At 76.0% G+C, this 13,738-nt stretch carries 14 protein-coding genes; 4 read left to right on the forward strand and 10 right to left on the reverse strand.

Annotation, left to right across the window (positions count from 1 at the left end; genetic code table 11):
- Nucleotides 1–42: 42 nt before the first annotated feature.
- The 7 genes from ACI79T_RS04295 to ACI79T_RS04325 form a co-directional block, all read right to left on the reverse strand.
- Nucleotides 43–792 (reverse strand): NADH-quinone oxidoreductase subunit C, encoded by a 750-nt coding sequence (locus ACI79T_RS04295; protein WP_456608808.1) that lies wholly within the window; start codon nucleotides 790–792, stop codon nucleotides 43–45.
- A 100-nt stretch (nucleotides 793–892) separates the two neighbouring features.
- Nucleotides 893–1,567, reverse strand: coding sequence for a NuoB/complex I 20 kDa subunit family protein (locus ACI79T_RS04300; RefSeq protein WP_456608809.1), 675 nt, complete (start codon nucleotides 1,565–1,567; stop codon nucleotides 893–895).
- Between the two features lie 13 nt (nucleotides 1,568–1,580).
- The gene (locus tag ACI79T_RS04305) at nucleotides 1,581–1,946 is read right to left on the reverse strand and encodes an NADH-quinone oxidoreductase subunit A (protein WP_456608810.1); all 366 of its coding nucleotides are present in this window, start codon (nucleotides 1,944–1,946) and stop codon (nucleotides 1,581–1,583) included.
- Nucleotides 1,947–2,036: 90 nt separating this feature from the next.
- Nucleotides 2,037–3,308, reverse strand: coding sequence for a geranylgeranyl reductase family protein (locus ACI79T_RS04310; protein ID WP_456608811.1), 1,272 nt, complete (start codon nucleotides 3,306–3,308; stop codon nucleotides 2,037–2,039).
- Between the two features lie 87 nt (nucleotides 3,309–3,395).
- Nucleotides 3,396–4,055, reverse strand: coding sequence for a phosphoribosyltransferase (locus ACI79T_RS04315; protein ID WP_456608812.1), 660 nt, complete (start codon nucleotides 4,053–4,055; stop codon nucleotides 3,396–3,398).
- A gap of 193 nt (nucleotides 4,056–4,248) precedes the next feature.
- Nucleotides 4,249–5,775, reverse strand: a complete 1,527-nt coding sequence (locus ACI79T_RS04320; protein WP_456608813.1) for a DUF222 domain-containing protein — start codon at nucleotides 5,773–5,775, stop codon at nucleotides 4,249–4,251.
- A 75-nt stretch (nucleotides 5,776–5,850) separates the two neighbouring features.
- Entirely contained in the window at nucleotides 5,851–6,570 is a 720-nt protein-coding gene (locus ACI79T_RS04325) for a demethylmenaquinone methyltransferase (protein WP_456608814.1), read from the reverse strand.
- A gap of 35 nt (nucleotides 6,571–6,605) precedes the next feature.
- Here ACI79T_RS04325 and ACI79T_RS04330 point away from each other — a divergent pair, with 35 nt between their 5' ends.
- Nucleotides 6,606–7,850 carry an isochorismate synthase gene (locus tag ACI79T_RS04330; protein ID WP_456608815.1) on the forward strand — a complete coding sequence of 415 codons (1,245 nt, stop codon included), beginning with the start codon at nucleotides 6,606–6,608 and terminating at the stop codon, nucleotides 7,848–7,850.
- Nucleotides 7,851–8,363: 513 nt separating this feature from the next.
- Complete coding sequence (locus ACI79T_RS04335) at nucleotides 8,364–8,501, forward strand: hypothetical protein (RefSeq protein WP_456608816.1); 138 nt, start codon at nucleotides 8,364–8,366, stop codon at nucleotides 8,499–8,501.
- Between the two features lie 106 nt (nucleotides 8,502–8,607).
- Here ACI79T_RS04335 and ACI79T_RS04340 read toward each other — a convergent pair whose 3' ends face one another.
- The 3 genes from ACI79T_RS04340 to ACI79T_RS04350 all read right to left on the reverse strand — a co-directional run bounded on the left by ACI79T_RS04340 (nucleotide 8,608) and on the right by ACI79T_RS04350 (nucleotide 11,669).
- Complete coding sequence (locus ACI79T_RS04340; RefSeq protein ID WP_456608817.1) at nucleotides 8,608–8,814, reverse strand: hypothetical protein; 207 nt, start codon at nucleotides 8,812–8,814, stop codon at nucleotides 8,608–8,610.
- Between the two features lie 201 nt (nucleotides 8,815–9,015).
- On the reverse strand, nucleotides 9,016–10,707 hold the full coding sequence (menD, locus tag ACI79T_RS04345; RefSeq protein ID WP_456608818.1) for a 2-succinyl-5-enolpyruvyl-6-hydroxy-3-cyclohexene-1-carboxylic-acid synthase: 1,692 nt from the start codon (nucleotides 10,705–10,707) through the stop codon (nucleotides 9,016–9,018).
- Nucleotides 10,704–11,669, reverse strand: coding sequence for an o-succinylbenzoate synthase (locus ACI79T_RS04350; RefSeq protein WP_456608819.1), 966 nt, complete (start codon nucleotides 11,667–11,669; stop codon nucleotides 10,704–10,706). The genes menD and ACI79T_RS04350 overlap by 4 nt, the downstream gene beginning before the upstream one ends.
- 41 nt (nucleotides 11,670–11,710) lie before the next feature.
- Between ACI79T_RS04350 and menE the strand changes: the two genes are divergently transcribed.
- Together menE and ACI79T_RS04360 are read left to right on the forward strand one after the other, a co-directional pair.
- Nucleotides 11,711–12,862: an o-succinylbenzoate--CoA ligase gene (gene menE, locus ACI79T_RS04355; RefSeq protein WP_456608820.1), complete on the forward strand. Its 1,152-nt coding sequence runs from the start codon at nucleotides 11,711–11,713 to the stop codon at nucleotides 12,860–12,862.
- Nucleotides 12,863–12,864: 2 nt separating this feature from the next.
- Complete coding sequence (locus tag ACI79T_RS04360; protein ID WP_456608821.1) at nucleotides 12,865–13,734, forward strand: 1,4-dihydroxy-2-naphthoate polyprenyltransferase; 870 nt, start codon at nucleotides 12,865–12,867, stop codon at nucleotides 13,732–13,734.
- Nucleotides 13,735–13,738: the final 4 nt, after the last annotated feature.

Genomic DNA, 13,738 nt, shown 5'->3' on the forward strand with positions numbered 1-13,738 from the left:
CCTCGGTCGCCGGCGCTCCCTGCGATGCTCGCTCGCCCGTCGTCATCGGTAGGCCCTCCGGGTGTCCGGCGGCGGGATGGTCGCGTCGTGGTACTCCACCGGGATCCCGCCCAGCGGGTAGTCCTTCCGCTGGGGGTGGCCGTCCCAGTCGTCGGGCATGAGGATCCGGGTCAGCGCCGGGTGGCCGTCGAAGACGATGCCGAACATGTCCCACGTCTCGCGCTCGTGCCAGTCCGCCGTCGGGTAGATCCCGGTGACCGACGGGACGTGCGGGTCCTCCGCGCTCACCGCCACCTCCAGCCGGATGCGGCGCCGGTAGGTCATCGACGTCAGGTGGTAGACGACGTGCAGCCGCGGCCGGCCGGGGTCGACGGCGGGTCCACCGCTGTCGAGGTAGTCGACGCCGGAGACGCTGCTGCACAGTTCGAAGCGCAGCGCCTCGTCGTCGCGGAGGGGCTGCACCAGGGTGAGCAGGTGCTCGCGGGCGACGAAGTAGGTGATCTCGCCCCGGTCGACCAGGACGCGCTGGACGGCGGCTGCGTAGGTGCCCTCGCCCACCGCCTCGATCAGGGCGTCGGTGACCTCGTCGAAGTAGCCGCCGTAGGGGCGCTCGGTGGAGTGCAGGGCGACCGCTCCGCCGGGCTCGACACGCACCAGCCCGCCGAAGCCCGAGGTGTCGCCGCTGCCGCTGACGCCGAAGGCGCCCTTCCGGAAGCCGCCCGAGGGCGCCGTGCTGTCGTCATACCCGGCCTCCTCGCGCCCCGGGACGACCGCACCGCCGTCGTTGCTCACGATGTCCTCCGCTCGACTCCGGGCTCGTTCCGCTCCTCGGTCGCTGTCCCCCGCAAGCGGGAGGTGCCCCCAGCCTGGAGTGATGCTCGCTCGCCCGTCGTCATCGCCGGTCCCCCGCTCCCGGCAGCAGCACCGCGTTGCCCTCGCGCTGCTCCATGAGGAACTGACCGGTGCGGCCCTCGGCGGCGGCCTGCTCGTAAGCCCGGCGGGCGGCCTTGTCGACGCGGACCGTCGAGGGCATCTCGACGTGCAGCTCCTTGGCCGTGCCGTCCTGTCGAGCCTGCTGCTGCTCGCGGGCGCGCTTCTCGCCGAGCGGCTCGTGCTGGATCTTGTGGTGCAGCTTGAGGATCGCGTCCATGAGCATCTCCGGCCGCGGCGGGCAGCCGGGCAGGTACATGTCCACCGGGACGACGTGGTCGACGCCCTGCACGATCGCGTAGTTGTTGAACATGCCGCCCGAGCTGGCGCACACACCCATCGCCAGCACCCAGCGGGGCTCGGGCATCTGGTCGTAGATCTGCCGGAGGACCGGCGCCATCTTCTGGCTGACCCGGCCGGCGACGATCATCAGGTCGGCCTGCCGCGGCGAGGCGCGGAAGACCTCCATGCCGAACCGGGCGAGGTCGTACCGGCCGGCCCCGGAGGCCATCATCTCGATGGCGCAGCAGGCCAGGCCGAAGGTGGCCGGCCACAGCGACGACTTGCGGGTCCAGTTGACCAGCTTCTCCACGCTGGTCAGCAGGACCCCGCTGGGGATCTTCTCCTCGAGTCCCATCAGGTGCTCCCTGTCAGTCCCACTCGAGCCCGCCGCGCCGCCACTCGTAGGCGAAGGCGAGGAAGACGGTGCCGATGAAGACGACCATCGCGACCAGACCCCACACGCCCAGCGCGTCGTTCGCGACGGCCCAGGGGTAGAGGAAGACGATCTCGATGTCGAAGACGATGAACAACATCGCGGTCAGGTAGTACTTGACCGGGAAGCGGCCACCGGTGAGCGGCTGGTCCACCGGCTCGATGCCGCACTCGTAGGCGGCCAGCTTGGCGGTGTTGTAGCGGCGCGGCCCCACGAAGGGGGCGACGGCGACCGAGAACAGCGCGAACGCCGCGGCGAGCAGGAACAGCCCGACGATCGGTACGTAGGTCGACAGCATCATCGCCACCCTAGGGTGATCCCGGTCACGCACAGGTCACGCTTCGGCCACGGAGCGTCCGTGTCGGGTCGACATGTCGTCACAGCAGCCACCTCACGTCGCCGGCGTCAGTCGGAGGAGGACGGTCAGCGCGCGGTCGACCGCGTCGCCGTCCCGGCCGTCGGTCAGGTTGCCCAGCACCCGCAGCGCCGCGTCGGTCAGCGCAGGCCGGCGCAGCCCGCGGCCGGCGACCAGCCGGACGACCGCCGGGCGGGTCAGCAGCGCCAGGAAGCCCAGGCCCAGGCGGTGGTGGCGGCCCAGCTCGTCGCGCAGCCGCTCGGGGTAGCGCTGCAGCGCCGCCTCGCGCGCGGCACCCTCGGGCAGCCGGAGCGCGGCGACGGCGGCCTCGGCGGCCATGCGCCCGCTCTCGACGGCGGAGCTGATGCCCTCGCCGTTGCAGGGGTTCACCGTCCCGGCGGTGTCGCCGGCGAGCAGCAGCCCGCGGGTGTAGGCCGGGCCCCGGCTCAGCGCCATCGGCAGGCCCGCGCCGCGGAGCGGGGTGACCGCGTCGTCCTCCCCCAGCCCGTCCTCGGCCGGGAAGGTGTCCAGCCAGCGCCGGAGGACCATCCGGCGGTCGGCGCCGGTGCCGCGGCGGGTGTCGAGGAGGCCGTACCCGACGTTCGCCGTCCCGTCGCCCATGCCGAAGATCCAGCCGTAGCCGGGCATCGCGTCGCGGGGAGGGCCCTGCGCCGTGAGGTCGAAGGCGATGTCGAGGTACTCGTCGTCACTGCGGCGGCTGCGGACGTACCGCCGGAGGGCGACGCCGAGCGGCCGGTCGGTGCGGCGCAGCAGGCCGAGGGTCTTGGCGAGGCGCCCGGAGAGCCCCTCGGCGGAGACCACGAGCGGGGCGCACCAGGTGACCGGCTCGCCGTCTTCGCCGGCCTCGCCGCGGACGCCGACCACCCGGCCGGCGTCGTCGAGCAGCGGCTCGGTGACCGTCGTCCCGGTGACCAGGCGGGCGCCGGCCCGCACGGCGTGGTCGGCCAGCAGCGCGTCCAGCTCCCGGCGGGTGCGGACCAGCCCGTGGTCGGGCCAGGAGTCCAGCCGCGGCCAGTCGATCTCGGCCACCCGGCCACCGCCGTGCACCCGCAGCCCGCGGCGGCGCACCCAGCCCGCGCCGGAGGTGTCCACGCCCATGTCGTGCAGTGCGCGCACCCCGCGCGGGGTCAGCCCGTCGCCGCAGACCTTCTCCCGGGGGAAGGCGGCCTTCTCGAGGACCGCCACGTCCACACCGGCGGAGGCGAGGTGCCAGGCGGCGCTCGACCCGGCCGGTCCGGCGCCGACCACGACGACGTCGGCCGTGTGCTCGATCGAGGCCTGCGCCACGTCGTCACCTCCGGTCCGTCGCCCGAGTCCGGTCACCTTGTGAAAAGGTTCACAAAGTGGTCGGTCCGAGTCTAGGCGCCGTGTGATCTAGCCGACAGTCCCCCCTCGGGACAGAGCGGCCAGGACGTCGTCGTCCGGGGTGTCGGAGAACTCCGCGTAGGCCTGCCCGACCGAGCGGAAGCCGGCGGGCACCTCGAGGCAGACCACCTCGTCGACGTCCCCGGCCAGCTCGGCGACGGGCTCCGGTGCGCCGACCGGGACGGCGACGGTGATCCGCGCGGGCTCGCTGCGCCGCAGCGCGCGGACGGCGACGCGCATGGTCGCCCCGGTGGCCAGGCCGTCGTCGACGAGGAGGACGTGGCGCCCGGCGACCGTGGGCGCGGGCCGGGTGCCGCGGTAGGCCGTGGTGCGCCGGCGGAGCTCGGCGAGCTCCCGGTCGTGGACCTCGGACACGGCTGCCGGGTCGGGCGCGGCCCGGTCGAGGACGGTCCGGACCCACACCGTCTCGACGGCGTCACCGACGGCCGCGATGGCGCCCATCGCGAGCTCCGGGTGTCCGGGGACGCCGAGCTTGCGGACGACCAGGACGTCGAGCTCGGCGCCGAGGGCGGCGGCCACCTCGGCGGCGACGACCACGCCCCCGCGTGGGAGACCCAGCACGAGGGCGCCGTCGCCTGCCCGCTCGCCGAGCGCGGCGGCGAGCGACCTGCCGGCGTCTCGCCGGTCGGCGTAGCGGGCGGGCGTCACGGTGCGGTCACACCACCGGGACGGGGTCCGACTCCGGACGCGGGGTGTTCGGGTCGTCCGGGTCGGGCTTCGGGATGGGGTCCGGCAGTGGCTGCACGGGGTCCGCCGGCGTCGAGCCGGGATCCTGGGGCTGCGGCGTGGCTGGTGTCGTCATGCATTGACGCTTGCCCCTCGGACCCGGCGGGAAACCCGCTCAGAACGGCGGCGGCTCATCGTCGGGGACGGGATGTGGCGGCGCCGGGAGCCCCAGCTGGCGGTCGAGGTCGCGCAGACCCGGTGGCCGGGTGGTGCGGGTGATCCCGCTCGGGGTGGTCACCTGCAGAGTGCCGTCGGGGCACAGCTCGAAGCGCCAGTGGCGGGCGAACGTCTTGAGCCGGTGGTGGCTGCGGCACAGGCAGCAGAGGTTGTCGCAGGCGGTACGCCCGCCGCAGTCGTAGGGCACCACGTGGTCGGCGTCGGTGCGCCCCGCCGGCCGGGAGCAGCCTGGATGCCGGCAGGTGCGGTCCCGCAGCCGGAGGAACCGCTCCTGCGCGGCGGACGGATCGTGGCCGGCCACCTCCGCCGGGGGTCCTACCAGTGGGCAGTCGCAGTCGGCCTCCCGATGGCGTGGGCAGCCACGCACGGCCGCCCGGCGCAGCTCCGCCGCACCGAGGGCCGCCAGCAGTGCGCCGTCCTCGCCGGTGACCGCCACCGCCAGGCTGCCGCCCTCCGGCGCCCGCATGCCCAGGGCGTCCAGCTGGGCGAGCAGCTCGCGCAGGTGCGCCGCCGTGACGGGTGTGCCGTCGATGCTCGGCCCCAACTCACCGTCGAGACCGGTGGACGCATCGCCAGGCGGACCGGGACGGTCCTCCGCCGGCCGCTGCAGCGCCGACAGCGGGGCCAGCACGGTGACGTGGCCGGTCAGCGCGGGCCGGGAGGTGTCCCACGGCCGCAGGACCAGCGCCGCGTGGGCCTCGGCGCGCAGCATCCCGATCGGCCGGTCGTCCCCCGCCGTCCGCGCCAGCTGCGCGGCCTGGTCGATCGTCGACCACATCGCCGCGGCCACCGGCGAGGGCAGTTCGGTGGTCAGCGCGGACAGGCCGTCCGCCGTCGCCTGCAGGCGCACGTGGGCCCGCGCCTCGGCCTCGATGCGCCGCCGCTCGGCGAACTCCTCGTCCGCGGCGATCGCCGCAGCCACCAGCCGCCGGCGCAGCCGGCCCGACGACGAACCGGCCGCCGCGGGCAGCACCGCAGGCACCACCGCGGCGATCACCGCGTCGGAGGCGTGCCCCAGCACGTCGGCGAACACCCGCGCCCGGAACCAGTCCAGCGCCCCGGCCGCGCACGCCGCCCACACGGCCGGCATCCGCTCGATCAGCGCGTAGGCGTCCGAGAGCACGCCCACGGCGAAGACGCGCGAGCAGTTGAGCACCATCGCCAGCTCGTCGGGCAGGAACTCGCTCGTGCCAGGTACCGGCGAGCCCGCTCCCCGTCGCCGCGCCCCCGGGTGACCGGGCGGCGGATCGTCGTCGTCCGGCCGGTCGCCCGCCAGACCCATCACCAGCTCGGCCTCGTAGGCGGCGTCCATCGCCCGGCGCGCCTGCAGCCGCCGCAGCTCCGCAGCCTTCTCCGCCGCGGACAGGAGCCCCACCGGCAGGCGGTCCACCGCCGGCGGCCGCTCCAGCAGCAGGCCCACCAGCGCGCCCTCGACGGCGCTGCGGGTCAGCTCGGCGGTGGCCACGGATCGAACGTACGTACGGGGTACGACAGTTCTCGCCGCTCACGACGGTGGCGCGGCTACGCGGCCGTCAGTCGGTCAGCCCTTGCGGCCCCGGTGCAGGGCGACGATCCCGCCGGTCAGGTTGTGCCAGGCGACGTCCGCCCAGCCGGCGTCCTGCAGCCGGCCGGCGAGCGCGGCCTGGTCGGGCCAGGCGCGGATCGACTCGGCGAGGTAGACGTAGGCCTCGGGGTTGCTGCTCACCGTCCGGGCGATGCGGGGCAGCGCCTTCATCAGGTACTCGGTGTAGACGGTGCGGAACGGCGACCAGGTCGGGCTGGAGAACTCGCAGACCACCAGCGTCCCGCCGGGCTTCGTCACCCGGGAGAACTCGCGCAGCGCGGCGTCCGGGTCGGCCACGTTGCGCAGCCCGAAGGAGATGACGACGCCGTCGACGCTCTCGTCGGCCAGCGGCAGGGCCATCGCGTCACCGGCGACCTTGGGCACCGGCCGCGATGCCCCGGCCCGCAGCATCCCCTGCGAGAAGTCGCAGGCGATGGCGTGCACGCCACCGGCCGCGAGCTCGACGGTCGAGACGGCGGTACCGGCCGCGACGTCGAGCACGGTCTGCCCGGGCCGGGCCCCCAGCGCCTCCCGGGTGGCCCGTCGCCAGCCGGCGTCGAGGCCGCCGGAGAGCACCGTGTTGGTGACGTCGTAGCGCTCCGCGACCCGGTCGAACATGGCGGCGACGTCGGCCGGTCGCTTGTCCAGCCCGGCCCGCAGGCCGGCGGTGTGCGGGGAGTCTCGCCGGTCTGCCACGGCATCGACGCTACTAGGGCTCCTACTCTGATCACGTGACTGCCGCTGCCCTCACCTCCCCGGCAGCGGCGTCGCGCACCGTCACCACGGTCCGGTCGGACGCGGCCGCCGAACTGCTGGACCTGCTCCCCGCCCGCGGCGGACTCTCCTGGGTACGCCACGGCGAGGGCCTGGTCGGCTGGGGCGAGGCGGCGCGGCTGGAGGTCTCCGGGCCCCGCGCGCTGGCCGAGGCCGCCGAGTGGTGGGACGGGTACGCCGCCGATCTGGACGTCGCCGACGAGCTGGGCGTACCCGGCACCGGGGCGGTCGTCTTCGCCAGCATCGCGTTCGACCCCGTCCGCGGGACGTCGGTCTTCGTCGTCCCCGAGGTGGTCGTGGGACGGCGGGACGGCGTCGGCTGGATCACCGCCGTCGGGGCCGCCCCGGAGCTGCCCGAGGCGGCGCGCGCCGACGACGGCCCGGCTCCCCGGTTGCGCTACGCCGACGGCGCCCTCGACCCCGCCAACTGGTGCGCCGCCGTCTCCGCCGCCGTCAGCCGCATCGACGCCGGCGAGCTGGAGAAGGTCGTGCTCGCCCGCGACCTGCTGGTCTCCGCCGACGCCCCGCTCGACCCGGGGCGGATGCTGCGCCGGCTGGCGGCCCGCTTCCCCGGCTGCTGGACCTTCGCCGTCGACGGCCTGCTGGGCGCCACCCCGGAGCTGCTGCTGCGCCGCACCGGCCGGCAGCTGTCCTCCCGGGTGCTGGCCGGCACCGCGCCCCGCGGGGCCGGCGCCCAGGACGAGCGGCTGGCCGAGGCGCTGCTGAACTCGGAGAAGGACCGCGGCGAGCACGCGCTCGCCGTCGACTCCCTCGTGCGGGCGCTGGAGCCCTACTGCCGGGAGCTGACGGCACCCGCCGAGCCCGAGCTGCTCACCCTGGCGAACGTGCGGCACCTGGCCACCGACGTCGTCGGCACTCAGCGCGGCTCCGCCGGCCTGCTGGAGCTGGTCGGCGCGGTGCACCCCACGGCCGCCGTGTGCGGCACCCCGACCCCGGACGCCGCCGCGCTGATCGGCGAGCTCGAAGGCATGGACCGCGGCCGGTACGCCGGGCCGGTCGGCTGGCTGGACACGACCGGCGACGGCGAGTTCGGGCTCGCCCTGCGCTGCGCCGAGCTGGTCGGCGACGACGGCGCGCGGCTGTTCGCCGGCTGCGGCATCGTCGCCGGCTCCGACCCGGCCGCCGAGCTGGCCGAGACGCAGTCGAAGTTCGCCGCGTTCCAGGCGGCCCTCGAGGGCTGAGACGTCGGGCGAGCGCGTCGTCCGCCCGATCTCCGGCACACCCCCCCGTCACCCAACGGAGGAGGGCCCCGCATGACCCTGACCGGCGCGCCCCGCCGCCGGCTGCTGCCGGTGACCCCCCTCGACCTCCTCGTCCCCGTGCTGGGGGGGTACCGGGACGGGGGCCTTCGCCGCCTGGGCGTACTACGACGACCTGCTGCGGCCGCTCGCCCACACGTTCCTGCTCTGGACGGTACTGCTGGCCGGACTGGCCGCCCGGCGCACGCGGGCGGCGGGAGCCGTCGTCGGTGCGGTGGCGCTCAGCGCCGCCGTGGTGGCCTTCTACGTCGGCAAGGACGTCGTGTACGGCATCGAGTACCCCCGGGATGCCCTACGAGCTGAACACCTCCCAGCTGACCCTCTGGCTCGTGCTCGCGCTGGCCGCCGGGAGCCTGCTCGGAGCCGTGTTCGCCCCGATCGAGCGCCTACCCGGCAGAGGGCGGGGTCGTCTGGGCTGCCGCCGGGGTCGGCGCCGTGTCGCTGCTGGTCGCGTACGTGTCCTCGTGGCGGCAGCTCGCCGCCGTCCTCGCCTGGGCCGTGCCGCTCACCGCGCTCGGGCTCGTGCTCGTCTCCGCGCCGGACGCGCTCGAGCAGGTGCTGGTAGGCCTCTAACCCTGCGGCGGCCGGAGTCTCGCACCTCCGCGGGGAGCCGAGAAGTTGTCCCTCGAGCCGGCGAGCGACCGCCTGTGGGTACACAAACGCCCAGCCCGTCCGCCAACTATCTCGGCTCGTCCTTCGCGTAGAGCTTCTCGTCCACGAGAGCCAGGATCTGGTTCATGGCGACGTTCGCCCACGATCGGATACTGCGGTCTTCGAGCTCGCTCATCTCTTCCAGCTCGACGTCGACGTCGACGTGTACTGATTCTGTTGCCTTGGACGCCGACACCCTGGCGATCAGTGGCCACTCACTGCCCACGACGCTCACGTCATGGATCGTGACTCCCCATTGCCGGGCGTGTGTCCCCAAGGAGCCCTGAACTGCGTCGATGTAAGGCTGAAGCGACCCCGCAGAACGACCATCTGACTCAACAACCATCTGATGCCTTTCGCGACAGCTGCATCGTGCGGGCAGTGATGATGCCGTCAGCTCTTCCGTCGCGGGCATGAGCCGGACGGCTGACCCGCGTCAGGACGACGCCAGGGCCTGCGCCGCCGCGATGCGCAGGTCGGCCGCCAGCGCGGCCTCGGCGCGCTGGTCGGTGCGGGCGACGACGACCCGCGGTCCGCCGAGCCCCAGCGCGGCCGGTAGCTCCTCGGCCGAGTCGATCCGCGATGCGGCCCACCCCAGGGACGACGCAACCGCCACCAGGTCGCGGCCGTGCGGCGTGCCGAACACCCGGCGGTAGTCGCGGGCGTGCCGGTCCTGCCCCGGCTCGAGCTGGGCGAAGATGCCGCCGCCGTCGTTGTCGGGGACGACCACGGTGAGATCGGGCCGCCGCTCCCCCTCGCCCAGCAGCAGCCCGGTGAGGTCGTGCAGGAACGTCAGGTCGCCCATCAGCGCGAACGCCGGGCCGCGGTGCACCAGCGCCGCGCCCACGGCCGTCGAGATCGTGCCGTCGATCCCGGCGACCCCGCGGTTGGCGAGCACGGTGAGGTCGGCGCGCGGCACGGCGAGCCGGTCGACGTCCCGCACCGGGGTGGACGACCCGAGCACGAGCAGCGCGCCGGCGGGCAGGGCGGCGACGACGTCGCGGGCCAGCCGGGCAGCGGTGAGCGCCGGTGCGCCGTCGAGCACCGCGTCGACGGCGGCGCCCACCCGTCCGGCGGCCGCGGACCAGGCGGCGGCCCACTGGGCATCGACGCGATCCTCGGGGTCGGCACCGGCGAACAGCCGCGCGACCCGGCTGCTCGACCGGCCGGCGTCGGCCCACCGCGGCGAGGCGCTCACCGTCTCCACGGTGACGGCGGGGTCGGCGAGCAGGGCGCTGACCGGCCGGGAGAGCGTCGGCCGCCCCACGACCACGACCCGCTCGGGCCGGTGCGCGGCCAGCCAGCCGGGCGCCCCGAGCGCCAGCACGCCACCGCGCACGCTGCCCGGCAGGCCCCAGAACGCGCTGCTCGGCTCGGCGACGACGGGCCACGCGGAGCCCTCCGACAGCGCCGGCGCGGCGTGCAGCGGCCCGTCGCCGGCGATCACCAGCGTCCGCGGCGGCAGCCGGTGCGCCTGCGCCGCCCACCCGGCCGACGGCTCGGCCGCCGTCCACGGCCGCCCGCCCGGACGGCCCGCCCAGCGCGCCGGCAGCCCGGCCGGGAGCTGCTCCTCGGGCAGCAGCGGCTCGCGCAGCGCCAGGTTCAGCTGCACCGGCCCGGGATCCGCCGACAGCGTGCCCGCGGCGATGGTCAGCGCCTTGCCCACCACGGACCGCCAGTAGCGGTTCTGCTCGGCCTCCCGGCCGGCCTCGGGGACGCCGACGTCGGCCGACCAGCGCACGGCCGCCCCGTACAGCCCGGCCTGCTCGATCGTCTGGTTGGCGCCGGTGGCCCGCAGCTCCGGTGGCCGGTCGGCGGTCAGCGCCAGCAGCGGTACCCCGCTCGCATCGGCCTCCAGGACGGCGGCGTGCAGGTGCGCGGTCGCCGTCCCGGACGTGGTGAGGACCGGCACCGGCCGGCCAGAGGCCTTCGCCAGGCCGAGCGCCAGGAACGCGGCCGTCCGCTCGTCGATGCGCACGTGCAGCCGCAGCCGGCCGTCCCGCTCCGCCGCGGCCAGGGCCAGGGCCACGGGGGCGGACCGGGAACCGGGCGAGAGGACGGCGTCGGTGACGCCGCCGCGGACCAGCTCGTCGACCAGCACGCGGGCGAACGCGGTGGCGGGGTTCACGTGGCCCGCACCTCGGCGATCCGGGCCAGCCAGCGGCCGGTGGTCGCCGGGTCGGCGGCCACCGCGGACAGCCGGTCGGGTTCGGCGCGGCCGACCGGCAGCACGCCGTCGACCGGCAGCAGCGGAGCGCCGCTGACGTCGTCGGCGAGCAGCGCGACCGTGGCCAGCCCGCAGGCGAACGGCAGCTCCGGCAGGGCGGCGGCCAGCGCGACGCCGGCGGCGATCCCGACCGAGGACTCCAGCGCCGAGGAGACGACGCACGGCAGGCCGTGCGCCTCGGCGACCCGCAGCGCCGCCCGCACCCCGCCCAGGGGCTGCACCTTGAGGACGACGACGTCGCAGGCCGCGCGCAGGTCCACCCGCAGCGGGTCGTCGGCCCGGCGCACCACCTCGTCGGCGGCGATCCGCACGTCGACCCGGCGGCGCAGCGCGGCCAGCTCGTCGAGGGACGCGCACGGCTGCTCGACGTACTCCAGGCCGACGCCGTCCAGCTGGCGGATGCGGGCGACGGCGGTGTCGACGTCCCAGGCGGCGTTGGCGTCCACCCGGATCGCGCCGGACGGGCCGAGGGCGTCGCGGACGGCCTCCACGCGGGCGACGTCGTCGGCGGCGACCTGCCCGGGCTCGGCGACCTTCACCTTCGCCGTCCGGCAACCGGAGGCGCGGACGATCGCGTGCGCCCGCTCGGGACCGACCGCCGGCACGGTGACGTTCACCGGCACCGAGTCGCGCAGCGGCGCCGGCCAGCCCTCGACCGCGGACTCCACCGCCGAGGCCCACCAGCGGCGGCTCTCGGCGGCGTCGTAGTCCCAGAACGGGGAGAACTCGCCCCAGCCGGCCGGGCCGCGCAGCAGCACGCCGTCACGGACGTCGATGCCCCGGAACCGGGTGCGCATGGGCACCTCGTAGACGGCCAGCTCGGTGATCCCCGCCGGCAGTGCGGCGGCGGGGGCGGCGGTCATGCCGATCAGCGTAGTTCGGCAGGGTCGTAGGCTTGCGCGTCGTGGCGGGAACGGGAGGGGCGGGCGCGGCCCGACGTCTCACCCTGGTCCCCGCGGCCGAGCTCTCCGACGACGACCTCCGTGCCGCCCTCGACGGCGTCCGCCCGCTCGCCGTGCTGCCGGCCGGCCCGCCCGCGGTGGTCGAGGCCGCCCGCGCGCTGCTGCGTCCCGACGAGCCGCTGGAGCCGGGCGCGGACCTCGTCGTGGTCACCTCCGGCTCCACCGGGGACGGCCGCGGGGTGCTGCTGCCCGCGGCGGCCCTGCGGGCGTCGGCGGCCGCCACGCACGACCGGCTCGGCGGCCCCGGCAGCTGGCTGCTGGCCCTGCCGGTGTCCGCGATCGCCGGGCTGCAGGTGCTCTGCCGCGCCGCGCTCGCCGGACGGCCGGCGATCCGGCTCGGGGCCGGGGAGGCGCTCGCCGACGCCGTCGCCCGCATGCCGGCCGACGCCCGGCGCTACACGTCGATGGTCCCCACCCAGCTGCGCCGCGCCCTGGACACCGAGCCCGGCACCCTCCGCGCCTTCGACGCGGTCCTGGTCGGCGGCGCGGCTGCCGACCCGGCGCTGCTGGACCGGGCCCGCGCCGAGGGGGTCGCCGTCGTCACCACGTACGGGATGACCGAGACCGCCGGGGGCTGCGTCTACGACGGTCGGCCGCTGGACGGCGTCGGCGTGCGCGTCGCCGACGGAGGCGTCGAGTTGGCCGGACCGACGCTGGCGCTCGGCTACCGCGGCGACCCGGAGGCGACCGCGGCGGCGTTCGCCGACGGCTGGTTCCGCACCCGCGACGCCGGCACGCTGGACGCCGACGGCCGGCTCACCGTGCACGGCCGGCTCGACGACGTCGTCATCACCGGTGGGGTGAACGTGGCGCCCGCCGCGGTCGAGGCGGCGCTGCGCGAGCACCCCGACGTCGCCGACGCCGTGGTCCTCGGCCGCCCCGATCCGGAGTGGGGGCAGCGCGTCGTCGCCGCCGTCGTCCCCTCCCCCGGCGCCTCCCCCGACCTGGCCGTGCTGCGGCCGTGGGTGAGCGAGCGGCTGGGTGCGCCCGCCGCCCCGCGGGAGCTGCACCTCGTCAGCGCCGTCCCCCTCCTGCACACCGGCAAGCCCGACCGCCGCGCGGTCGCCGCCTCGATCCCCCAGGGAGCGCACTGACCATGGCCACCCCCGCCCAGTGGCTGGCCGGCGCCCGCCCGCGCACGCTCCCCGCGGCGCTCGCCCCGGTCCTCGTCGGCACCGGCGCCGCCGTCGCCCTCGACGGCTTCCGGCCCGGCCCGGCGCTGCTCGCCCTGCTGGTCGCCCTGGCGCTGCAGGTGGCGGTCAACTACGCCAACGACTACTCCGACGGGAAGCGTGGCACCGACGCCGACCGGGTGGGCCCCATGCGGCTGGTCGGCTCGGGCGCGGCCACCCCTGGGCAGGTGCTGGGCGCGGCGCTGCTGTCCTTCGCCGTCGCCGGCGTGGCCGGGCTGGCGCTGGCGGCGCTGTCCAGCTGGTGGCTGGTCGCGGTGGGCGCCGTCTGCATGGCCGCCGCGTGGACCTACACCGGCGGCCCGCTGCCCTACGGCTACCGGGCCCTCGGCGAGGTCTTCGTCTTCGTCTTCTTCGGGCCGGTGGCCGTCGTCGGGACGACCTTCGTGCAGACCGGCACCCTGCCGGGCCTGGCCTTCGCGGTGTCGGTGCCGATCGGCTTGCTCATCGTGGCGATCCTGGTGGTGAACAACCTGCGCGACATCGAGGGCGACGCCCAGGTCGGCAAGCGCACCCTCGCGGTCCTGCTCGGTGACCGCGCCACCAGGATCACGTTCGCGGCGCTGCTGGTCGTGCCGTTCCTCCTGATCGCCGCCGTCGGCGTCGCCCGGCCGTGGGCGCTGCTCGGCCTCGCCGCCGCGCCGCTGGCGCTGTCCCCGATCCGGACCGTGCTGGCCGGGGCCCGCGGACCCGCGCTCATCGCGGTGCTCCAGGCGACCGGCGTGCTCACCCTCGCCACCGGCGTGCTGCTCGGCGCCGGCCTCGCCCTGGCCTGAGCGG

Source organism: Blastococcus sp. SYSU DS0619 (assembly GCF_054051035.1).